This window comes from Paenibacillus sp. FSL H7-0350 (assembly GCF_038593195.1).
GTDB lineage: Bacteria > Bacillota > Bacilli > Paenibacillales > Paenibacillaceae > Paenibacillus_AQ.
Genome location: NZ_CP151972.1, coordinates 3,499,706 through 3,521,451 on the forward strand (window position 1 = coordinate 3,499,706; position 21,746 = coordinate 3,521,451).

Annotated in this window: 24 protein-coding genes; all 24 read right to left on the reverse strand. The window is 52.6% G+C overall.

What is annotated here, in order from left to right; translation table 11 throughout:
• Positions 1-254: 254 nt before the first annotated feature.
• A complete protein-coding gene (glmM, locus tag NYE24_RS15890) occupies positions 255-1,595 on the reverse strand; it encodes a phosphoglucosamine mutase (protein ID WP_076160725.1) in 1,341 nt (446 codons plus the stop codon).
• 112 nt (positions 1,596-1,707) lie between these two features.
• Positions 1,708-3,165, reverse strand: coding sequence for a CdaR family protein (locus NYE24_RS15895; RefSeq protein WP_342479086.1), 1,458 nt, complete (start codon positions 3,163-3,165; stop codon positions 1,708-1,710).
• Positions 3,158-3,991, reverse strand: coding sequence for a diadenylate cyclase CdaA (gene cdaA / locus NYE24_RS15900; RefSeq protein WP_076160722.1), 834 nt, complete (start codon positions 3,989-3,991; stop codon positions 3,158-3,160). Before cdaA ends, NYE24_RS15895 begins: the two co-directional genes overlap by 8 nt.
• 211 nt (positions 3,992-4,202) lie before the next feature.
• Positions 4,203-4,817, reverse strand: coding sequence for a zf-HC2 domain-containing protein (locus tag NYE24_RS15905; protein ID WP_036696243.1), 615 nt, complete (start codon positions 4,815-4,817; stop codon positions 4,203-4,205).
• Between the two features lie 99 nt (positions 4,818-4,916).
• Positions 4,917-5,483, reverse strand: coding sequence for an RNA polymerase sigma factor SigW (gene sigW / locus NYE24_RS15910; protein WP_036696241.1), 567 nt, complete (start codon positions 5,481-5,483; stop codon positions 4,917-4,919).
• 551 nt (positions 5,484-6,034) lie between these two features.
• Entirely contained in the window at positions 6,035-8,827 is a 2,793-nt protein-coding gene (ppc, locus tag NYE24_RS15915) for a phosphoenolpyruvate carboxylase (protein ID WP_036696240.1), read from the reverse strand.
• 299 nt (positions 8,828-9,126) lie between these two features.
• Positions 9,127-9,405, reverse strand: a complete 279-nt coding sequence (locus NYE24_RS15920; protein WP_209879696.1) for a holin — start codon at positions 9,403-9,405, stop codon at positions 9,127-9,129.
• Positions 9,405-10,115 (reverse strand): M15 family metallopeptidase, encoded by a 711-nt coding sequence (locus NYE24_RS15925; RefSeq protein WP_342479087.1) that lies wholly within the window; start codon positions 10,113-10,115, stop codon positions 9,405-9,407. Before NYE24_RS15925 ends, NYE24_RS15920 begins: the two co-directional genes overlap by 1 nt.
• Positions 10,087-10,479, reverse strand: a complete 393-nt coding sequence (locus NYE24_RS15930) for a hypothetical protein (RefSeq protein WP_342479088.1) — start codon at positions 10,477-10,479, stop codon at positions 10,087-10,089. The genes NYE24_RS15925 and NYE24_RS15930 overlap by 29 nt, the downstream gene beginning before the upstream one ends.
• Positions 10,466-10,663: a hypothetical protein gene (locus NYE24_RS15935; RefSeq protein ID WP_036696237.1), complete on the reverse strand. Its 198-nt coding sequence runs from the start codon at positions 10,661-10,663 to the stop codon at positions 10,466-10,468. Before NYE24_RS15935 ends, NYE24_RS15930 begins: the two co-directional genes overlap by 14 nt.
• A gap of 1 nt (position 10,664) precedes the next feature.
• Positions 10,665-11,012 (reverse strand): hypothetical protein, encoded by a 348-nt coding sequence (locus tag NYE24_RS15940; RefSeq protein ID WP_076160707.1) that lies wholly within the window; start codon positions 11,010-11,012, stop codon positions 10,665-10,667.
• A 421-nt stretch (positions 11,013-11,433) separates the two neighbouring features.
• Positions 11,434-11,565, reverse strand: a complete 132-nt coding sequence (locus NYE24_RS15945) for a hypothetical protein (RefSeq protein WP_268748809.1) — start codon at positions 11,563-11,565, stop codon at positions 11,434-11,436.
• A 55-nt stretch (positions 11,566-11,620) separates the two neighbouring features.
• Entirely contained in the window at positions 11,621-12,094 is a 474-nt protein-coding gene (locus NYE24_RS15950) for an XkdW family protein (RefSeq protein WP_162174473.1), read from the reverse strand.
• Between the two features lie 12 nt (positions 12,095-12,106).
• On the reverse strand, positions 12,107-13,945 hold the full coding sequence (locus NYE24_RS15955) for a hypothetical protein (protein WP_342479089.1): 1,839 nt from the start codon (positions 13,943-13,945) through the stop codon (positions 12,107-12,109).
• Between the two features lie 11 nt (positions 13,946-13,956).
• A complete protein-coding gene (locus tag NYE24_RS15960) occupies positions 13,957-14,568 on the reverse strand; it encodes a YmfQ family protein (protein ID WP_051493661.1) in 612 nt (203 codons plus the stop codon).
• 2 nt (positions 14,569-14,570) lie between these two features.
• The gene (locus tag NYE24_RS15965) at positions 14,571-14,906 is read right to left on the reverse strand and encodes a phage tail protein (RefSeq protein WP_342479090.1); all 336 of its coding nucleotides are present in this window, start codon (positions 14,904-14,906) and stop codon (positions 14,571-14,573) included.
• 12 nt (positions 14,907-14,918) lie between these two features.
• Positions 14,919-15,941, reverse strand: a complete 1,023-nt coding sequence (locus NYE24_RS15970; RefSeq protein ID WP_342479091.1) for a DUF2793 domain-containing protein — start codon at positions 15,939-15,941, stop codon at positions 14,919-14,921.
• 1 nt (position 15,942) lies between these two features.
• Positions 15,943-16,356, reverse strand: a complete 414-nt coding sequence (locus tag NYE24_RS15975; RefSeq protein WP_342479092.1) for a phosphoglucomutase — start codon at positions 16,354-16,356, stop codon at positions 15,943-15,945.
• Positions 16,357-16,358: 2 nt separating this feature from the next.
• Positions 16,359-17,417 (reverse strand): baseplate J/gp47 family protein, encoded by a 1,059-nt coding sequence (locus NYE24_RS15980; RefSeq protein ID WP_342479093.1) that lies wholly within the window; start codon positions 17,415-17,417, stop codon positions 16,359-16,361.
• Positions 17,410-17,838, reverse strand: coding sequence for a DUF2634 domain-containing protein (locus tag NYE24_RS15985; RefSeq protein WP_342479094.1), 429 nt, complete (start codon positions 17,836-17,838; stop codon positions 17,410-17,412). Before NYE24_RS15985 ends, NYE24_RS15980 begins: the two co-directional genes overlap by 8 nt.
• On the reverse strand, positions 17,835-18,128 hold the full coding sequence (locus NYE24_RS15990; RefSeq protein ID WP_036696221.1) for a DUF2577 domain-containing protein: 294 nt from the start codon (positions 18,126-18,128) through the stop codon (positions 17,835-17,837). Before NYE24_RS15990 ends, NYE24_RS15985 begins: the two co-directional genes overlap by 4 nt.
• A 5-nt stretch (positions 18,129-18,133) precedes the next feature.
• A complete protein-coding gene (locus NYE24_RS15995; RefSeq protein ID WP_342479095.1) occupies positions 18,134-19,096 on the reverse strand; it encodes a hypothetical protein in 963 nt (320 codons plus the stop codon).
• Positions 19,097-19,108: 12 nt separating this feature from the next.
• Entirely contained in the window at positions 19,109-19,855 is a 747-nt protein-coding gene (locus tag NYE24_RS16000) for a LysM domain-containing protein (protein WP_342479096.1), read from the reverse strand.
• Position 19,856: 1 nt separating this feature from the next.
• Positions 19,857-21,689 (reverse strand): hypothetical protein, encoded by a 1,833-nt coding sequence (locus tag NYE24_RS16005; protein WP_341027212.1) that lies wholly within the window; start codon positions 21,687-21,689, stop codon positions 19,857-19,859.
• Between the last annotated feature and the right edge of the window lie 57 nt (positions 21,690-21,746).

The following is a 21,746-nucleotide window of genomic DNA, read 5'->3' on the forward strand; positions in this document are numbered from 1 at the left end:
CTCCCTTCTCTCCCGCGCATGATCAAGCTCTGGCGCTTGTGTTGCAATAACCTTACAATCCCCGCTTTCCTTCTGGAATGACACTTAGTCTATTATATGCACCTCATACCGTTTTTGCAACGATGTGGCGAAGAAAACCTTTTTCATCCATTTCACACTTTTCCAAACAGCCATGACCTTATTAATAATTCAGCCGGTGAACGAATCGGATGGATCCATCCACCGGCTACCGTTCCTGCTACTTCAGTGAGTGATTACACCAGCTCGCGCTGAACTACTTCAACAATCTGCCCTACAAAAAGATCCAGCTCCGCCTTATCCGGCCCTTCGGCCATTACACGGATTAGCGGCTCGGTTCCCGAAGGACGCACCAGGACACGCCCGTTGTCGCCCAGCTTGCTTTCCACTTCTATGATCGCGGCCTCAATGGCCGGATTGTTCGGATAATTGGTTTTGTCCTGCACACGCACATTAACCAGCACCTGCGGATATTTAGTCATCATGGACTTCAGTGTGCTTAGCTTTTTGCCGGAAGACTTCATGGTATTCACCAGTTGAATCGCGGTCAGAATTCCGTCACCTGTAGTATTATAGTCCAGGAAAATCACATGGCCGGATTGCTCCCCGCCCAGATTATAGCCGCCGCGGCGCATCTCTTCCATCACATAACGGTCACCAACTGCAGTCTTCGCTGTATTCAGCGACAGCTTCTCTGTCGCCTTATAGAACCCGATGTTGCTCATTACTGTAGATACAATAGTGCCATCCTTCAGCTTCCCTGCACGGTTCATCGCATCCCCGCAAATGCAGAGGATGAAGTCGCCGTCAACCTCGTCGCCGTTCTCATCGATAGCGATCAGACGGTCCGCATCCCCGTCAAAAGCAAGCCCCAGATCCGCACCATGGCGCAGTACCTCTGCACGCAGAGTCTCCGGGTGTGTGGAGCCGAAGCCGTCATTGATATTAAGCCCGTCCGGATCTGCCCCAATGGCAATCACTTCCGCGCCCAGCTCCTTGAACAATCGCGGTGCCAGCTCATAGGCTGCGCCGTGTGCGCAGTCCAGCACCACCTTCGTACCCTTGAAGCTCTGGTCGATGGTGGTCTTCAGGTACTCCAGATAGAGGTATTTCGCTTGATCATCCACCCGCAGCGTGCCCAGACCTGATCCTACTGGACGTGGCAGCTCATCCTGCTCGGCATCCATCAGTTCCTCGATGCGCAGCTCTGTTTCGTCTGTCAGCTTGAAGCCGTCTCCGCCGAAGAACTTGATTCCGTTATCCTCCACCGGATTGTGCGAAGCAGAGATCATCACTCCGGCATCTGCCTTCAGCAGTCTAGTGATATAAGCTACAGCAGGTGTAGAGACTACACCCAGACGGATCACATCTGCCCCAATGGACAACAAGCCGGCAATCAGTGCCGATTCCAGCAGCGGACCGGAGATCCGTGTATCCATCCCGATGACCACTTTAGGCTTTTCCACATTTCCTGCCAGCACATATCCCCCGCAGCGTCCAATACTGTAGGCCATTTCTGCTGTTAATTCACGGTTAGCCACCCCGCGTACACCATCTGTTCCGAAATACTTACCCATCTTTTTTTCTCCTTTAGAATACGCTGCTTCAGCTTAATAAATTATAGTATGAATGATTCGATAATTCGTGTATGTCAGGTGCATATAAATAGACTCTTACATGCCCGGAAAGTTACGTTCCTCCCGTACTGTCGGTATTATTGCCGCTTGCGGGCGGCGTTGGTTCAGCAGTCTCCGGCGGAATATGTGTCGGCATCGGCGTCTCCTCTATAATCTCGGTGGTATGCTCCGGGGTTGGCTCTACGAGCGTCTCGTCCACGGATGCAGGCTCAGCGCTGGGCTCCGGTGTAGGCGACGACGAGGCCGGGCTGCTGTCCGGCGCGGCAGTCGCGGCCGGAGCAGCAGGCGCCACCAGCTCCACCTTCGCAACAAGCTGCGAGGCAGCATTCTGCAGGCTAATGAACCGGGGGAGCGACACCTGCAGCGTAACATCGTAGACACCAGCCGTAAGCCCCCCGACATCTGCAACCACGCTGATACTATCCTGGTCGAGCTGGTCCAGCAAAGTTGGCGCCCCTGATAGGGTCAGATCCATAGCGGCGCTTCCAGGTTCTAGGATACGGGCTGTCAGCCCGCTGCTGACGCCCTCCAGCTTGATGGGGATAGCAGAGAGGGTCCGCTGGGTAATCTCCGCCGCAAAGACCGCTACAGTCATTGCCGCAGGCTCAATCTTGCCGGTGCCCTCCGGCGGCTTAAGCTCCAGCTTCATCTGCTCTGTACCCGCATTCTTGATAGCGCTCAAATCCAGTACTGCCTCATATGAGGATAAGGTCTTAAGGGTCTCTGCACTGCCGTACACTGTTACCATATCCTGTTCAGGCGTTACCCTGGACAGCACGAGTGAAGCGGGCAGACTGCCGGTGAAGCTGATGTCCAGCGGCAAGGTTTTGGACGGGAGGGTAACAGGTACTTCCACAGCTACTGTAGAGGGTTCAATTACCGCATCCTCCAGCTCATTCCCCTTACTGTCCAGAGCGAAGAGCTTCAACTTCTTCTCGCTGAAAGTCTCATTCTGCCCCTCCAGCTCCACCTTTCCCTGTACCTTCGCTACCCGCCCAAGATCACTTGCCGGAAGGGTAACCTCCACGGATTCCGGGTCAATCACAGGACTGCCCACTTCATAACCTGCTGCCGGCTCTCCCGTTATATTCAGCGAGACGGGAAAAGACTTCGTCGTCCGCGGCTCGATATGCACATTCACCTGATTCGGGACCATAGCTTCCAGGGTTACACCGCTCGGAGTCGAATACATCAGCGGAAGCGTATTATCGCCGGGCTTCACATCCTTCAAGTCCAGCCATACCCGATAAGCATCGGAGAACTTATAGGTCAGATCAGACTTTTTGCCCATCACCTCCATCCTTACGCTATCCACATCCTTGGTCAGTACATACTTCTCACTGTCGAAGCCTTCAATCTCCACTTTGACATTCTCAATCGTCTTCGATTCGTTATTAACCGTAGTCTGGTACGTTGGTGCAGTATCCACATGCACAATGGTCCACAGAATAATCCCTAGAGCCAGGGCAAGGATCTTGTTGAAGTTGTTGTTCTTCATCCACTTATCCATTGTCTTTATTCCCCCTCCGTCTCCAGAAAGCAGAGCTCTTCTCCATCAGGGGCGAGCTGCTTGCGCTCAGCTCTTGGTGCAGCTTCGAGATCAGGGACTCTTCCTTGATATCCCGGACAATTTGTCCATTAATGGCCAGTGAGATCTGCCCCGTCTCCTCGGAGACGACCACAGACACCGAGTCTGCTACCTCGCTGATACCGATGGCGGCACGGTGCCGGGTTCCCAGCTCCTTGCTGATGAACGGATTCTCCGAGAGCGGCAGGTAACAGGCGGCCGCCGCGATCTGGCTTCCCTGCATAATCAGCGCCCCGTCATGCAGCGGCGTGTTGGGAATGAAGATATTAATCAGCAGCTCCGAGCTGACCTCAGAGCGCATGGCAATCCCTGACTCCGTATATTCATTAAGCCCCGTAGCCCGTTCGAATACGATCAATGCCCCGATTTTACGGACAGCCAGATAATTCACGGCTTTAATCACTTCGCCGATTAATTTGCTGATCTCCTCATCGCTCTCCGCATTCCGCCCGAAGAACTTGCCCCGGCCCAGCTGTTCCAGCCCCCGCCGCAGCTCCGGCTGAAAAATAATAAAGATCGCAAACACCCCGAACGTAAACATCTGGTTCATCAGCCATTTCAGCGTGTATAAGTCGAGAAGCGTACTGCCGCCCCAGATCACGACCAGCACCAGAATCCCCTTCAGCAGCTGAACCGCCCGCGTCCCGCGCACCATATTGAGCACTTTATAGATAATGTAGCTGACAATTAGAATATCGATTATATCTTTAATGGATTCTTTCCATGTAAGGTCAGTAAAGTAGCTCATGGCCGAAAACCCCCGTCATTTCAAATTAGCTGGGTTTATGTAAATTGTCTGTTAAGCATGAATCTTATTCTAGGTTATAACGTTACGCCTCCGGTTGCAAGTTTGGCGGCTGGTAAATTGAAGAACCTGTCATTTCAGGCAACAAAAAAGCGCCATCTTTCCGGAAAAAGAGGCGCAAATGAGTTATCTGCTACAAGCGACCAACATTTAGCTATCGGTAGGCAACTTCAGAGAACATGTTCGTCACTTTATACCAGATCCAGCTTACTGCTTGGTCTATACTTTTGACTTGCCCGGAGATATGGGCGGTTGAAGCCTGATACAGCGAACCGTCGATCACCGTTACGTTCCCGTTGACTTCCCCGTAGACTTGAGTCTTACCGTTCTCCACCGTCAGATCACCGGAGATAATTTTGCCGGAGGGTACAATCACCGTATTCCCCTTGATCACAACCTGGTCGAGGTCTGCCCCTCTAACCACAAGCTGACGATCCTGATTCCAAAAGGTTACGGAGCTCATCAGCATCACAAGAATGAACATGGACGCCGCCGTCAGGGCCGGATGTCTCTTGATCCAGGTGATGAAGGCTCTTTCCTTCTTGGGTTTCGGTAATGAATCCATAATCCGGCTAACCATATCCTCCGAGGCCACAGGTGCCTGGTGCATCAGGGAAAACATCAGCATATCGGTCTGTTCCAGTTCTTTGAACCTCGCACGGCACTCCGTACAGGATAAAAGATGCTCCTTCAATTCCCTCTGCTGCAGGTCGGGCAAGTCGTCATCCAGGTAGTCGTGCATCATAGAGACGGCCAGTTTGCATTCCATAGGAGCCAATCCTTTCATACGTGCTAATTTAGTGCATAAGACTTGCTTAACTTACATACGTCCCTGCCCTGCAGGAGTTTCATAAAAAATAATCTATTTTTACAATTTAGGTCCTAACTTCTTACGCAAAAACTCACGGCCCCGGTGCACCCGGGTCTTAATCGTCGTCACGGGCATATCCAGCACATCGCCGATCTCCTGAAGCGACAAATCCTGCAGATACCGCAGAATCATCACCGACCTGTACTTCACGGGCAGGCTGTCGATGGCTTCATAGATGAGTCTCTGTGTCTCCGAGAGCAGCAGTTCCGTCTCCGGTGTCACATTATCGCTCGGAATCATCGAATACCCGTCAATCCCCTCCTGGTCGTTCATCTCGGCATCCAGGGAATAGGTCGGGCGCCGCTTACGCAGCCGGTCAATGCAGAGGTTCGTGCCAATCCGGTAGATCCATGTCGAGAACTTCTGCTTATCATCATACCTGTCCAGATTTCTGTAGACGCGCAAAAAAGTCTCCTGAACAACATCCTCCGCCTCATGGCGGTTATTCAGCATACGGTAAGCCAAATGATAAATTTTGTCTTTATATAGTTCCACAAGCTCGGCAAATGCCCTTTGGTCACCCTTCAGGGCGAGCTTTGTCAGTCTGCCTTCCAGATTCTCCACCTGTTAACTCCCCCAGACTTGCCGCCCTTGGACTGTCAGCTCTTCGAAGACCACGGTACAAGCATTTAAATCGTAAATCATGTGTGTTCAAAAATCAAGGTTTGTATTGTTACCTTCTATATAATGTGCTGGAAAAGCTGGCTGCAGGGTCGCTGGCGGCTGATTAGTCGGGGGCTGCGCAGAACATTTGGACTTCCGGTCGCTGTTACCCGTCAGATTTCTTGATTGGAACCGCAGGGTGCGGTTGAAATCTGCCAATAAAGGCGAACGCTATCGCTCCTACAGTTCCAAATTTCCGCTTCGCCCCCTCCATCAGCCTGGGTTCCCCTACTGCTTTTCTTGTTGCCCAAAGTATATCTCAGGCAACAATGGGGTGGGGCATGGTCTCGGCCGTGCCTGTGGCTCCCGGCCTCCTTGAACGACAAAAACCCCGTCCCTCCTCTAGTTAAGAGGCAGACGGGGTTGAAGAACAACGGATTCAACATCTTAAAGCGGCTTCGCCGACTTTTTAGATCAACTGCGAAAGCGAAAAACCAACTGCTACAGGCACATCAGCCGGTATTCCGAAGACCGGCGGCAATACCATTGATCGTGAGCAGCACCTCACGCAGCAACTCAGCGTCATCCCCCTCAACCTCACGCAGGGCGCGAAGCTCGGCGAGGAGCTGAACCTGCAGGTAGCTGAGCGGATCAACATACGGATTACGCAGGCGGATGGATTCCTGAATGACCGGAACATTATCCAGAATATCCTGCTGGCCGGTAATCTGAAGGATCAGCTCGGAGGTCAGCTTGAACTCGGCCTCGATCTGGCCGAAGATCCGCGCGCGTGCCTCCTCGTTCTTGCCCATCCCTGCGTATTCCTTGGCGATGACAAGATCCGCCTTCGCAATAGCCATCTGCAGCGTATCGATCAGGGTCGTGAAGAACGAGAAGTTAGCATACATATGCTGCATAATCTTCATATTCTCTTCCTTGCCCTCATAGAAGCTCTGCAGACCGGTTCCGGCGGCATACCATGCTGGAAGCAGATAACGGCTCTGCGTCCAAGCGAATACCCAAGGAATTGCACGCAGGTCTTCGAAGCGCTCGCTATTCTTCCGCTTCGAAGGGCGTGAACCGATATTCAGCTCACCAACCTCCGGTAGCGGCGTGGACTCTTTGAAGTACGTAAGGAAATCCGGATCACGGAAGATCAGATCCTGATACTTATTCAGGGAGACTTCAGAGATGCGGGCAATAATCTCATCCCACTTGGCTTCATACAGATCCGCCTGTGGCGATCTGGCATGAATAGCCGCCGTAATGAGCGCAGATGTCGCCTGCTCCAGACTTCGGTAAGCAATGCCTTTCATCGAATACCGGGAGGAGATAACCTCGCCCTGTTCGGTAATCTTAATACCGCCGCCGATGGTGGAAGCCGGCTGAGCCAGAATACTCCGGTTGAGCGGCATACCGCCGCGTCCGAGTGCGCCGCCCCGTCCGTGGAAGAACTTCAGCTTAATGCCGAACTCATCGGCAGTCGCTGTGATCTGCTTCAGGGCCACACGCAGCTCCCAGTTCGCTGTAACCACACCGCCATCTTTATTACTGTCGGAATACCCCAGCATGATCTCCTGCAGATCATTCATCGCACTGACGGCATCACGGTAGATCGGCATGCTGAGCAGCGTACGCATAATCTGCGGCGCATCATGCAGGTCGTCAATCGTCTCGAACAGCGGCACCGCCTGCAGAGTACAGACTACCGTACCGTCGTTGTCTTTGCGGAACAAGCCGACTTCCTTGGAGAAGACCATAACCTCCAGAATATCGCTTGCCGCCTCCGCCATACTGATCAGATAGCTAGTGATGCACTGCTTGCCGTATTCCTCCTGCGCCTCATAGATCGCACGGTATACCGCCAGGCATTCCTCTGTCCCTTCACTATAAGACTGGTAAGGGGAAGTCAGCGGTCGAGGATCATTCAGCAGTTTCTCCAGCAGCACAATCTTCTCTTGCTCCGACAGCTTGGAATAATCCGGCGTAACATTCATCTTAGCCAGAACCTCTGTCATTGCATTCTCATGCTCCTGGCTGTGCTGGCGGACATCCAGTGTAGAGGTGTGGAAGCCGAACAGCTCCACCTGACGAATCAGCTTCTTAATGTAGGTATCTGCTACATAATCGGCATAGTGATGCCGCAGGCTGCGGTCAATCACGTTCAGGTCGTCGATGAATTGCGCTGGGGATGCGTAGCGCTCTGGTGTTCCTTTTTTCTCATCGTCCAGCACATTCTGGGTCTTCGAGATCATATAGCTGAGCTTAATCCGGTAAGGCTCGTTATCATTACGCCAGGCATCAACCCGGTTGAGATTGATAATATTCCGGTCAGCTTCAATGGATTCCAGCAGTTCTGGCGTCACATTCACAATGCTTGTACTAAAGCTGAGATACTGCATCAGCTCGCGCATAATACGCTGGTATTCACGAATAGCCAGCTTGCGCTGCAGACGGAGGGTCTGTAAGGTAACGGATGCCTTCACTGAAGGGTTGCCGTCTCGGTCTCCCCCGATCCATGAACCGAAACGCAAATAGGTCGGCACATGCCAGTTCTGGCCCGGATAATATTTGCTCAGACAACGCTCAAGCTCCTGATATACATCCGGCAGCACTTCAAAAATCGTCTCATGGAAGTAATACATCCCGTTACGCACTTCATCCAGCACCGTAGGCTTGCGGTCGCGCAGTTCATCAGTCTGCCACAAGGTAATAACCTCATTCAGCAGCTTCTCCCGGAGCTGTTCGCGTTCGCGGAAGGTTAGCGTCGGATTATCCAAGCCCATGACGTCGTCGGAGATCCGTTTGTGGATATCGAGAATCGCACGGCGCATAGCTTCTGTAGGGTGAGCGGTCATAACCAGCTCGAGCGACATGCCGCTCATGATCTCAAGAACTTCTTCGTGGGAGAAATCCCGTTCGCGAAGCTCCTGAACCGCGCTCTCAATCGACCCCGGCTGTACAGTCTCCCCGGCAGAACGTTCGTAGTCGCGTTTACGGCGAATCCGGTGGTTCTGCTCGGCGATATTCACCAGCTGAAAATAAATAGCGAAGGCACGGATCACCTGATGGCGATTCTCCGGATCCAGTGAGCTGATCAGCTCTTTAAATTCATTGTGCAGTTCAGGCAAAAACAGTGAGCGCAGCGATTTGCTGGTCTCCCGGATCTTCTCCACGATATCCAGCAGTTCGTTGCCGCCTTGGTGTACCAAGACTTCGCCCAGTATGTTCCCCAGGAACCGTACGTCTCGCCGCAGCAGATTGTTGGAGTTGCTTTTGCTAACGGCAGTCGTAAGTTCGGTCATGCTGCTCCCCCCATCCTCTTCCGGATCAATGCTCTTAACATTGTCTATTTGAAAAGCTTTCTACATATCATACAATAAAACAGCCCGGAAATCTTCAACTTTATTGCGCGGTAAAGCAGTGCAGTAATTTCGATTATACACTAACCCGGCTATTTATGCAGTCAAAAATAATTATGTAATTCTTCCTATTATATTCTCTCTTTTATAGGTGTTATATGTAGTAGTTGTGTAAAGTTACATGACGTAAAACGACAAAAAAGCCAGCTCCGCAGAGCCGGCCGTTGATTACAGGTTAACTTTTATTTCATTGTGTGGCCTGAGCGGTTGTTGAATGCCAATTCAAATAATCCGGTAGCCGATAACCCGGCCAATCCGCCTGCCCATAGACGCAAGGTCAACTCCAGCTCTGTAAAAGGATACGCCGCCGCTCCAACCAGCAGCCCGATGCCTAGCCCAATAAAAGGGATGCTGTTACGCGGCAAATGGGTATTATTTTTGATCAGCTGCACAAGGGCAAGAATAAAGACAGACAGAATGGAGGCAAAAGCCAATACATTATCCAGCAGTTCGCTGTTCATCATGAAATCGCTCCTTTCTGCGGTGTGGTGGTGATCTCCACGGTGTTGGCAGCCGGATGGTAGGCAATCTGAGCGCCCAACGCCGCCGCAATTTTACGTGCAGGAACATAGGTAACCCCATTCTCCAGCCAGCCGTCCGCAATCTTCCTTCCATTCACCTGTACTGTAACTTTCATCTGAGTCTTCACCGCTTGTTCCTCCTTGGGCTTGATCCGTTCCATCACCGCCTCCACGGCGTCAGCCGCAGGCTTCTTCCCCGTCCGCAGATCTGCCAGGCTTAATCCGAAGCTCATCTGCAGATGCGGGTAATCCTTGAAGCTGGTCCAGTCGCCGCCCCATTCGAACCCGATGGCCTTAGCGCGCTGCACCACCTCCAGCCAATCCTGGGTCCCATTCTGGTTCCCGTCCCTGTTCATATCCCAAGAGACGCTAGAGCCATCCGGAAGCAGCAGCGCAAAATCCGCCGCCAATCCATAATTGTGATAACTGTACCCGCCGCGCGCATTCGTCACGATCGCTCCCGGCCGGGTCCGTCCCTGGGCATAGAGCGCATCCTGTTCGGCCATCGTCCGCAGGCCTTGCGTGATCAGGATGGGAACCCCGCCAGTATAACTGCGTTCAATCAGTGCGGTTGCTGCGGCAAGGACGGCGGGATGAAGCCCGGACAGGCGGGCAGCGGATTTATTCAGGACCTGAGCCAGCGTCAGCATGCGATTCCTCCCCTTTCCTGATTTCAGAGAGAACCACGAATAGATCCTGGCGTCTGGTATACATCAAGAGGGTTAGGATGACCAGTCCAATGGTCGTTCCCGTCTGGGCAATAGCCCAGGCATCCGATTGCAGCAAGCTTCGTATAGCGTCCGGGACGGGCGCGGAGCTGAATCTGATCCAGAAGGCCACGGCCATTTTTACCGTATACGCCCCGAGGAAAAAGAACGCCGCCAGCATAAACAGACTGACTACACGCACCCGGAATCTCCGGCGGAAATACAAAAAAAGCGCAGCCATCAGCAGCAGCGCACAGATAAAGGATATGGAATAGGCCAATAACAACACAATATCAATGCTGCTCATCTTCTGCCCCCCGATCATAGATTAGGAACTCGGCGAACCCGTTGTTCCTGATTTCATCCTGAATGTCCTGAGAGACATTCTTGTACCTGCGGATAGAGAGCGACACCTTATGTCCTGCCAGCGCCAGCCTCCGCTCTCTGTCCCGGTGCAGGGGCGATAGACGCTTGATCCACGCACTCAGCACGCTATCCCCCCCTGTCTTCTTCATTAATACTATTACTACCCGTATGGTTGCCCGCGGAATGGTCTATCTTCAATCGTTGCAATACTTCAAGCGTGGGTGCCATGAAGTCTGACCGCTCTTTGTCGAGGATATTCTGCAGCCTGTCCCGGTCTTCCTCAGCACGCTCCAGCAGTTCACGCGGCACCAGATTCCCCTTCACAATTGACCGCAAAAGCACAAGCATAATCATGAGCAGAATCAGAGCGATGATATAAGCCAGTCCATACTTATCCGCAAGCGGCAGCAGCTTCTCCAGATTCGCAACATCGTTGCTGTCCATTGCTTCACTCCCTTCTGTGTGGTTATTCATAGAGACACCCCCGGCCTGGGCCGGAGGCACCATATACCCCTGTCAAACCTATAAATCTCCTATAATTTCAATAAAAATAACCTACCGAGTGATAATAACCTGCTCCCCCAGCGGAAACGCCCAGAGAGTATCAATTCGAGAGGATAGTAGTTGGAAAAACGTATCTTAATTCACCCGCTTAGGAACATCTGGCAGATTTAGTTGGATAATCGTCACTTGTTTCTGCATAAACTGTCCCTTTAAGGGTTTTGGAGCTATAGCAAGTGCTGATTTTCCAACTATTCATCGGAAAAGCCGCTGCTGGTTGCCAGCAAGTGGAGGAAATCCAACTATTCCTGGCCTTCAATCCCCTACTTAGGCCCTGCTGGTATCCATGCATGCGAGCAGTCCTCCCCGACTCCAAAGCATCTATAGTAGTGATCTACTCTTCAGTTACAAGGAACGTAAGTCCGTTCTCCACCAGAATCTCCTTGACGGCAGGCTTCAGCGTAGAGGGAACCTCGCTATACTTCGTCTTCCCCAACGTGACGCGTTGTGCAAAAAACAATGCCATTGCTCTCACCACCTTTCTATTAATATGCTTAAACTTAGGCAAACCCGCAGAGCATTTAAGAGTAGACTTGCACAGCCATTTCGGCGATAATGTCCTCAATGAAATCCGCACGCTCGGTGAGCGCGTTATTCTGCGCCTTCAGCAGCAGATTCTCCTGCTGAAGCTGCTCCATCTCCGTCAGCACCGGCGGCTTGTTCGCCTCTTCTTCCTGGTACGCTTCCCAAGCTGCCTGCAACTCAGCCTCGGTCGGCTGCGGCGCATCCAGCTTCCATACCGCAATATACGGCCCGCGCTCCACCAGATCATAATCCTCGCCTTCGGTCAGCAGGTTATAGTCGATCCCATAGCGGTAATGAATACCTTCTACGGGTTGTTCGCCGATTTCTGGCTGCTTGATCTCGTAGCGTACCCGGCCTTTGGCTTCGGCTCCCGGCCGCAGGACGGGTTCCGGGCCGTTGTCTTGGACGATGAAATCGTGTAGGGGATTGGCTGTTGGGTATAGATACATAATTGCTTGTGATATATTCACGGTCATACCTCCTTATGCAATTTGCGTAACTGAAAAGTCGTTAAAAACACCGACGCCGCCTTGTGTGACCATATATGCATCTGCGTAAGCGTACATCTCTACATAATCCCCAGCACTTAGATATACAGTTCTTGCGCCTTGTGTGTATATGTTGCCAATCGCTCCAGATTTATTATAGGAACCCATGTCTAACTGTCTCGTTCCGTTGATCCATGCGCTTAGAACTAGAGAGGCGGAGGCAGGGGCGGAAGAGTCTGTAATTACGCCGCCTGTAATTAAATACAGTCCGGACTTCTTTGCGGTAAATCTATTCAACCCGACACTAAAATTGCTCTGGTAATCATAGTACGTAGCATTAAATTGTAGTTTAGTAAATGCCCCCCCTGTTAACCCGTGTCCTGTCCCTATATATGCTCTCATGACGGGCCTAATTGCAAGTGTATTATCTCCCCAAGGGTTGAGCACCTCTGAATTTACAATCCCTCCCGCTCCGGCATAATTTCCGTTTGTAGAATTTGCCTGAGTGCCTGCATACGCTATGTGACCAGCCAAATCTGCTACATACCCGTGTGTATTCCCTGTGCCACTGAAATTTTCAGCATAAGCTTTCCCGCCATTAACTGCGCTCACAACCCGCCCTTTATTCGAAATCACACAAGCTGTTAATCGTGCAGTTGCTAAATTTAGCACAATACCAGATTGGTTCGTCGCGCTCACAGTAGATATTACTTGGTTCACGACTGCGGCAGTAGAAGAACGAATGCTCACCGCTTCAACCGTTGTTGCAGTACAAGTAAAGCCGTCAATCGTCGTGACAATCGTACAGTTAACAATCTCAACCCTCTGAACAAATCTGCTTGCAGCGATCCCGATAACACTCAGTGCACCTTCTCCGCCAAATCCTTTTAGTGAAATTGTTTCTGGATATGTTCCCGGTCCTATATAAACATTAACTGTATGATTGATTGTTTTCGGCAGGACGCTATAAGCTTTTACCCATGTCTTAAACGCTCCGCCCGCCGTATCTGTCGTTCCAGTATTCCCATCATTTCCATCCGTCCGGACGTAGTAGGTAATATCCGCCGTCGTCTGATTCGGAACGTTGGGAGATTTTACACCCCCCGGGATCATCCATACCTTAGAAGCAGCGTCAACTTGAGCTACGGCGTATGCATCCGTTTCATTTACGATGGCAAAATCTCCGCCGTTATATGAATACAAGGAATATCTTTTCCCGGTCGATGGGGTTGTGTTCTTGATTTGCAATGCAGCATTAAATGTAACCCCCTCAATAGAAAGAGCTGGGGATGTGTTGATACCAGCCGTAGAAATGATTTTTTGGTTATTCGTGAACGTGTTATTACTATTCAGTTGGGGGCGGTTATCTAGCTGAGCCTGTACATTACCAGTCACCCCATCCAAATACCCAAACTCCGCATTCGAAACAACACCCGTCCCAATCTTGCTCGCATCAATCCCCGCAGCCGCATTAACATCCGCATTAACAATCACTCCAGGAGCGATTGCCGTTACGCCATCCGAAGAACTGGTTACATCACCAGTATGATTGGGATGCACATAATTATTAGCCCCCTGCGCCACACTATCCAGCTTCGACTTATCCCCTGCGGCCATCAGCCCCGCAGCAGTCGTGGTCGCAACCGCCGTAGACGCCTTGGCGTTCCATGACGTGCGCTCAGCCGCCGTAATGTGCTTGACAGTATCGGCGGCGTGATCTTGTACAGCCTTGACGGCGGTGTCCAGGATATCCATATTGCCGTTCAGGTCAGTGATATCTACAATGTCTGTACCGTCGGGCTTTTTCAGCCCCAGATTACCCGTTGTTTTCATCGCTCACACTCCTATTCATATACTCTTAGTTCGTTCCAGGTCTTGCTGTGCGCACCGTTCCAGGTGAGGGACTTCAAGGAATCCCACCAGGTGTAGCTGTATACGAAGCTATAATCCAGATGGGCCGGCTTAATCTCCTCCATAATCTGAATCAGACCCGCCATATTGGCCGGGATACCCAGCGTGCCGACGAAGCGCACCTCGAAGCTATACGCTCCGGGCACCTCCACGACCTCCACATCTCCCCCGGAAAAAGCAGACGCCGTCCGCCGGATCATCTCCGGTGTCGTCGTGCCGCTGCCCCGCAGCTTGGCCTTGATCATCTCCCGCCGGGTGGCGTAGGACTTGTTCGGATCTGAGGCCAGCCCCAGCATCCGCTCCCAGCGGGCCAGCCCCCAGGTCGCCGACTCCAGCGTCTTCTGATCGTCACTGTCGGCCATGGCGTAAGCCACTTCACCGCAGGCTGCACCGGCACTGGCCTGTACAGCCTCCATCTCAGGGACGCCCTGATAATAATCGGGCAGGTACTTCATCAGATCAGGAGCGGTAATCTCCGGCCCTTCCCCTGTCACACCATCGGCCGAATACGTCATAAGTCCATAGATACTATCTCCATAAGCCACAGCTACACCCCCTTCAGCTGGTTCCAGGTCAGCGGACCCTTGGGTATATAATCATGGGTATGTGCAGCTGCCGGATAGACCGAAGGCTTGCCGTCCACCCCTGACCACGGAACCGTATCCGCAGCCTGGGCATAATCGACCTTGCCGTTGTTATTCGTGTCGTAGATGCTTTTCAGCATATCGCCTGTGCTCTGGCCTGCCGCCAGCAGCATATTGCTGCTGCCGCTGCCGATGAACAGCTTGCCGCTATCCGTGCAGTAGCCCAGCTCGCCTGCGGCCAGCGTACCCAGTGCACTCTCCAGGCCGCGGCGGATTTGAATCAATGTCTTCCGTGCCATGGTCACCGCCTCCTAGAATGTTCCGCCGTCGATAGTGCCTACCGTGAGCTGGTTGCCATTGGCAGAATCGTAAACGATGCTTGAGCCGTCGATGTTGACTTCAATGCCAGTGGAGTTTACCAGAATTCCCTTACCCGGCTTGGCTGAAACACTGGTTGAGCCGACAATGATCCCATTGCCTGCCCCGACGGTCAGTGTGACACTGTCCGCCTGCCCGCCGCCGGTAAGCCCATTCCCCGCCGTAATCGTCTGCAGCGCGCCGCCCGTCCGCACCCAGGCGCTCCCGTTCCAGCTGTAGATTTTTTGCTCATCGTCTACATAGGCGGTCCAGCCGACAGCCGGAACATAATAGGTCCACACCCCCGACTGGTACTCCACGATCTGGTTCGTTTTGCCTGCCCAGACCCCAGTTGCCCCGGAAGGGATGATATACCGGTCAGCTTCCACGGGACTTACTGGTGGAGCCGTCAGGTGCTGATCCTTCACCGAAGCCTGCGGCTCGATATTATGCTTGGCCAGCTCGATTTCGTTTTTGATTTTTTGCGCGGACCACAGATCTGTAATCGTGGAGCCGCTGTCGTTGATGATTCTGTGCTTCGCGGCATCGTTAAGATGCGTTGCGATTTCTGCGGCGGTCTTCGTATTCGTGCCGTCCGACACTTTATTGGGATGCCCTGCTGTAAGATCCGCCTTGAGCACCTTGGCATATGTCGAGCCGTCAGCGATATCGTCCACCGTACCGCTCACATCTGTTAATTTCTGCGCGTTAACCCGCCGCCAGGCGGTCCCGTCATCGAAATACAAATACCCGTTGTTACTCCCGCTGCTCACAACATACAGACGCCCCGCCGAGGCTGCCGCAGGACGCGAAGCTTCGGGACCGGACAAGGCCCGGCCCACCATGGAGTTAGACGAACCGTCCCCGATATAGACCTCCTTCGTATCTGTGCAGAAGCCCATTTCGCCCGCCTTCAGCATCCCGTAAGTGGACAGCTCGGCCCGGGTACCGCGTTTGACCTGAATAGTCTGTGCCATATTACACCTCTCTTCTAAAAGATCCGCCGTCAATCAGACCGGCCTGTTTATAACGCTCCAGCTCACGCTGCGTAGCCGTAAGTCCGCCCTGTAACTGGTTCACATCATCCGCTTCCACGGTATCCCCCGGGGTCTCGTAAGTCACATAGACCTCGGGCACATCCGCATAGATGTTGATGAGCCGCCGCCAAGGGGCCTCGTTCGGGAAAGAGACTGAGTAATTCCGCACCTCTGTCCCGCTGAAGCGTGAGCCTGTGTACACGGCCAGCGTCTGATTGTTAATATTGTCGTGGGCCAGCAGTCCGCTGAATGCACCACCTGTAAGCCGAAGCTTCTCCTCTACAACATGACTGCCGCCGTTTGCCTTTTTGTTCAGCTTATCCTGAAAGACATCGATCTGCTCCGGATATCCCATGCCTACACCTCCAGTACGACATTGCCGAACAGCGGCACTTCTGTCTCCAGCAGAGGGATATTTGCCGTCCCGCCGTTCAGCTTCAGCCCGCTATAGTCCACTACGCCCTCCGTATTCAGCAGCAATGCGCCAATGACCGATTGACTGATATAGGTAGCGGCAAAAGCCTTCTCCTTACGATACTTCTCCAGGAGCGCGGTAAAAGCTTGAATAACCGACTGCAGCGCATAGCCTGCCGCCAACTTGACCTTCGCGGTCACGCTGATTGTGCGGCCCGTGGCCGATTCCACCGTCACCACCGCCCCCACCGGAGCCTGGCCCTCGCCAAGACCCGGCGCAGGATCGATGAACTGCTGCACCTGAGAGACCAGCAGCGGGGAGGCGGGCTGATGCTCCGCATTCACAATGACCACCTTGACTGTCTTCGGTCCGGCCCACAGCGGGAAGACCCGCGCTCCCCCTACGCCCTGAATCTGCTGCGCCCACTCCATATAATGATATTTATTGCCGCTCGTTGCAGGCCGCCGGGCCGAATCGAAGTACCGCTGACGCAGTGCTTCATCCGTCTCCGCATCCGTGCCGGGAACCAGCAGGCCCGTAATCTCCCCCCGCGCCAGTCCCGGGATATAATCAATCGGCAGCAGCGCGCCTAAATACTGATTCCCCTCCGCCCCGGCGGTCTCGCTCTCCATGCGGTACGTCCCGGGAGCCAGCTTCTCTGCCGCACTATAATGAAGCAGTCCCAGGGAGAAGCGGCTGCCCAGCGGAATGTCCAGAGGCTGTTCGCCGCTGGTATAGAACCTCGCGCCAAGCTGCGCTTTGCCTGCGGGATGACGCTTCAGCCCTGTCCAGGCAATGGTTCGTTCCAGATATTCGCCGTCCGCCGTATCCGGGAAGAACAGATTATTACTGACCTCAAGCTCAAGATACATCTGGGCCATTTCAGCCGCTGCCGGCGCAAGCGCATCATAGATAATACTTCCCTCGCGCTTATCCAGCCCCTCTGGAACCCTATCCAGCATACGTTCCAGCAGAGCCTCGTATGTCTGATCCTCATACACTGGCCATTCCCTCCTTTCTAAGCTCCAAATCACCGTATACTGTGACAGCGATGCAGCTGAAGCTAACCGTATCTCCTTCAAAAAGAATCTCCACATCCTCAAGCGCCAGAATCCGCTCATCTTGAAGCAGCGCATCGCTGATCAGGCGGCGCAGCTCCGGCCGGGCCAGCAGCCTGTCCTGACCCAGCACCAGCTTCCACTCCGTTCCGTAGTCCGCGCTATAGATCAGGTGCTCATAACGGCTGGTTTGCAGTACCTTGATTGCTGCCTGCTTCACCGCTTCAAGCCCGTCTACCCGCCCGCCGATCCGCCCGTGCTCCCAGTCCATCCGGTACGTCAGACTCGGGGCATTCCCCGGAGCGGTCACATTCCCTTCCAGAGCTCCCGTCACCGGACCGGATCTGCCTATTGCCGGAATCATAGGTCCACCAGCCGATCGAGGACAATATAGCTCTGTCCGCCTTGCATCCTCACAAGCAGCACGCGGTCTCCCGCTTCAAGTCCACGGCGCAGCAGAATCTCCCGGCCCTCGATCACAGCCTTGCTCTCCATCACGGATTCAACCACAACCAATGCGGCTCCCGTCAGCAGCAGCCGCTGCTCCACCTGAATCTGCAGCGGCTGTGCCAGAACCACCGTCCCATAGGAAAAAGCCACCGGATTCGTATTCGATACGGCCCCGAGGCTTGCCTGTTTAATAATATCGAGCATGTTGTCTACACCACCTTAATGTCTAGGGACATCGTATGCTCCCCTCCGGAAATTTTATGGCTGCATTGATCCACCAGAAACAGCTGTGTCTGGAATTCATCCAGCAGCACATAAATGAAGTTTCCCGCCCTCACCCGTATATCGCCAATAGCCTGCACGGAGAGACTGACCTTCTCGCGGTTATGCTGCTTGAGCAGATTGCCTGCCTTTTCCTGAATCTGCGCAGCATTCGCCTTATCGTCCGCCTTCTGGTAGAGATGCAGGATACCCCAGCGCTTTACATTTTCCTGATCCGTGACCGGATAGAACTCGCGTTTGCCGGTTTTTTCGTTGTCCTGGTAGAGCAGAATCGTATTGTACGTATTATCGTCGATGCTTCTTTTCAGCGAATAATCATACAAGTAATGGCCTGCCCCCAGAATCACCTTCAGCAGCATGGACTGCGGACTGCGCAGCGTCAGCTTGCCGTAATCATCATAGAAGGCCATCAGCTGGCCCTTATACTGCAGTTCACTGCCGACCGCACCCATAATAATATCGAGCAGCTTCTTGCCGTCTTCGATCAGCGAGGGGATCTTGTACTCCGCCGGTTCCAGTAATCCAAGCCGCAAGCCGCGGTCTTTGGCAATGGTACTGATGACCTCAGCCGCAGTAACATCCTGAAGCACATAACTGCCATTGCCCAGCAGATAGCGGATCTGATCGTACGCCGTCAGCTTGATCTCCTGATTCGCACCCGTGTCAATGCTGAAGACGAAGCCGTAGAATACATCGACTCCGTCTCTGCGGAACTGCACAATATCCCCGTTGCTGATCGCGAACTTCTTATGCTGATAGATCCCGCTGTCCACCAGGGTAAGCTCAAGCGTCGCAGGCTTGCCGGTCCGGGTTGTTTTCCACGTGATATCCGTAACGATTCCGGCAATATTCCAGATGGCGCCTTCCTTATTAATTATGATTAATTCCATCGCCACGGCCTCCTAAGACAGCTTGATCACTCGGCCAATTTTGAGCTTCTTCAGTTCGCTGTCCGAGATATTGTTAAGCTTCTGCAGCGTTTTGGATTTACTGCCGTCACCGAGCAGCTTTTGGGCCACCGACCAGAGCGTATCCCCGGCTTTGAGCGTATAGGTAGCAGGCACTGCCTTCTCGCTTGCCCGTTTCTGCTGCTTCTTCACTTCACCGGTGCTGCCCACCTTCACAGCTAACGCCTGATAGAACACATACTTTTTGAGTCCAAGTGTATAATCGATATCCCCCGAGGACCCTGCACTCAGCTTCCAGGAGAAGTTCTCAATACTGACCGCCATATTAATGCCAATATCCCCGGTAAAAGTCTGCTGCGCCTGCGTCCTGGCCTGCCTCAGCCAATCTGGGGTTTGCATATTCTGCACGTTCGCCGACTTCAGCCCTGAAAAAACAAACCGGACCGGCCTGCGGCTGAGCATCCATTTACGGATCAGCTCTACATACTCATAGGGCCTCAGCAGCTTGCCGGCATTCTCGCCGGAATACACCACGAACGGATAATACTGTGCCGGGAACATACTCTCAATCGTAATCTCCGTCAGCTTCGGATAAGCAATCGCGTTGATTTCACCAAAATCCACGATCGTATAGCTTTTGCCATCGCTGTTCTCCTTGATCTCCAGCGTCTCAGGGTTCACCGGAAGCCGGATCACCTCTTCATAATTATTGAAGCTAAGATAGAATCCATACTCCTCCATCTTACGTGTACACCCCCTGCGCTGTAGAGACGAACTCCTCTTTCAGCTTCTGCCCAATCTTCGTGATAATGGAGTCAATATCGCCAGAATTATTAATGTTTCCGGTTGTTACCTGCACCGTTGGCGTCAGCTCGACAAAATTCTGTATCGACTGAATCTCCGCCAGCTCCCGCAGCATATCCAGATCATCACTGGAGATATCGACCTTTTCTTTGATCTTGCCTACCTCGCCCACCTTGCCGATATTATTCATGTTCGTGGCAGCGGTCTGGGCAGTATTTGGAGAAGTATCCTCCTTTTGCTTGGCTGGCTCCAGCTTGGTATTAAATTTAGTAACGAGATCCTGTACTTTACCCTTGTATTCCTCCACACTCTTGGAGGCATCTACGAATTCCTTCTTCGGTGTATTGTATACATCCTTAGTCGATTTAGGTTCTACCAGCGTGCCTTGAACGTTCTTGATCATATCACTGAAGACATGCGGGTTCTCCGTCTCCAGGAAGTTAGGCTTGAAATCAGCCAAGAATTCAAAGCCTGGAACTTTGCTTAACCATCCTGCCAGCGTTTGAACTCCTCTAAGCACGAAGTTTATACCTTCAGCTATGGCTTTGACGAACCCGCCTGCAAAGCTTTCAACACCTAATGCCATTTGATACATGAAGCCCAGGAAGTTCGTAGCCAGGTCATAAAACAGCTTTTGCACCGCATACGTCGGATCAATAAACAAGTTACGGAAGAAGTCTGCAAAGGAGACAAAGTTATTGTACAGACCGATTACAAAATTCTCTATGGTTGCCCTCAGCCAGCCAAACGCTCCCCCGATAAAAGCCACTACCGCGTCTACGGATACTCCCGCTTGCTGCAAAATGTAAATTAGCAGCGCTACAGCAGCAACAATTAAAAGGATCGGCCACATGCCTACAAGCCACGCAGCAGCAAGACTATACAACTGCACAATCATCGCCGCTATGAAGACAATGGCAATGGCCGCAAGGATCGGCCCTACAACATCCCAGTTCTCCTGAAAGGCTGTGAACATATACATGATGCCGTCCACCACTTCGCTAATCACCGTAGCAATGACCAAGAAGCCGTTCGCTATCAGATTTAGAGCCGTAGTCATTCCTTCAGACTGAAACGCATTGTTCAAGGTATCCAGAATCGGACGCAACGCAACAATCGCTTTTTGACCCATCAATTCAACTGCGTTGTCCATGTTGCCTTGCAGCTTGCCCCATTTTTCCTTATCTTTGTCAGAGGCATTGGCTACTACTGCCTTCGTGCCCAGTTCTTTCACCTTATCAAATACGCTCCCAAGGTCCAGTGCGCCTAATGAATCCTTTGCTTTGGAGAGGAATCCGGGCTCCGCTGCTTTTTTCTCCTTCTCAGCCTTTTCTTTTTCCTTGTCTTCCGCCTTTTCCTTCTTCTTGTCCAAAATATACCCTACTGCTTTTTCACCCACGTATGTGATTAACTCGAACCCGCTGACATCCAGCGCCTTCATTATTTTTTGCACTTTTCCCATGAACCCGTTTTTGGCATCCCGGACATCATTATCATCCGGACCATCGCCATCCGAACTGTCAGCAGAGCGGCGGGATCGTGACGAAGCACCTTCCTCTGACAGGCGTCTGGCTGCTTCCTGCGACTGCATGAATCCTTCCATGAAAGACTTGTTCTTCTCTTCATACACCCGCTCCAGGATCTGCTGCAGACCACTAAGCGAGTGGCTGGCCCGGTTGAAATTCTGGTTCAGCCGGTCCCACTGTGAGTTTACATTTTGCCAGACGGTTAGTGCAGTTACGGGAACCAGCGCTGTACTTGTAATTTCCATTCTTTCACCCCCTTCATCGTTTCTTCCCCTTGCTCCGCGCGCGCTCCCGCTTCTCCT

Bases quoted from the DNA above. Each gene is read 5' to 3' on its own strand.
- glmM (WP_076160725.1), bottom strand. From the start codon at position 1,595: ATGGGTAAGTATTTCGGAACAGATGGTGTACGCGGGGTGGCTAACCGT.
- NYE24_RS15895 (WP_342479086.1), bottom strand. From the start codon at position 3,165: ATGGATAAGTGGATGAAGAACAACAACTTCAACAAGATCCTTGCCCTG.
- cdaA (WP_076160722.1), bottom strand. From the start codon at position 3,991: ATGAGCTACTTTACTGACCTTACATGGAAAGAATCCATTAAAGATATA.
- NYE24_RS15905 (WP_036696243.1), bottom strand. From the start codon at position 4,817: ATGGAATGCAAACTGGCCGTCTCTATGATGCACGACTACCTGGATGAC.
- ppc (WP_036696240.1), bottom strand. From the start codon at position 8,827: ATGACCGAACTTACGACTGCCGTTAGCAAAAGCAACTCCAACAATCTG.
- NYE24_RS15920 (WP_209879696.1), bottom strand. From the start codon at position 9,405: ATGAACAGCGAACTGCTGGATAATGTATTGGCTTTTGCCTCCATTCTG.
- NYE24_RS15925 (WP_342479087.1), bottom strand. From the start codon at position 10,115: ATGCTGACGCTGGCTCAGGTCCTGAATAAATCCGCTGCCCGCCTGTCC.
- NYE24_RS15930 (WP_342479088.1), bottom strand. From the start codon at position 10,479: ATGAGCAGCATTGATATTGTGTTGTTATTGGCCTATTCCATATCCTTT.
- NYE24_RS15940 (WP_076160707.1), bottom strand. From the start codon at position 11,012: ATGAATAACCACACAGAAGGGAGTGAAGCAATGGACAGCAACGATGTT.
- NYE24_RS15945 (WP_268748809.1), bottom strand. From the start codon at position 11,565: ATGGCATTGTTTTTTGCACAACGCGTCACGTTGGGGAAGACGAAGTAT.
- NYE24_RS15955 (WP_342479089.1), bottom strand. From the start codon at position 13,945: ATGAAAACAACGGGTAATCTGGGGCTGAAAAAGCCCGACGGTACAGAC.
- NYE24_RS15965 (WP_342479090.1), bottom strand. From the start codon at position 14,906: ATGGCACGGAAGACATTGATTCAAATCCGCCGCGGCCTGGAGAGTGCA.
- NYE24_RS15970 (WP_342479091.1), bottom strand. From the start codon at position 15,941: ATGGCACAGACTATTCAGGTCAAACGCGGTACCCGGGCCGAGCTGTCC.
- NYE24_RS15975 (WP_342479092.1), bottom strand. From the start codon at position 16,356: ATGGGATATCCGGAGCAGATCGATGTCTTTCAGGATAAGCTGAACAAA.
- NYE24_RS15985 (WP_342479094.1), bottom strand. From the start codon at position 17,838: ATGATTCCGGCAATAGGCAGATCCGGTCCGGTGACGGGAGCTCTGGAA.
- NYE24_RS15990 (WP_036696221.1), bottom strand. From the start codon at position 18,128: ATGCTCGATATTATTAAACAGGCAAGCCTCGGGGCCGTATCGAATACG.
- NYE24_RS15995 (WP_342479095.1), bottom strand. From the start codon at position 19,096: ATGGAATTAATCATAATTAATAAGGAAGGCGCCATCTGGAATATTGCC.
- NYE24_RS16000 (WP_342479096.1), bottom strand. From the start codon at position 19,855: ATGGAGGAGTATGGATTCTATCTTAGCTTCAATAATTATGAAGAGGTG.
- NYE24_RS16005 (WP_341027212.1), bottom strand. From the start codon at position 21,689: ATGGAAATTACAAGTACAGCGCTGGTTCCCGTAACTGCACTAACCGTC.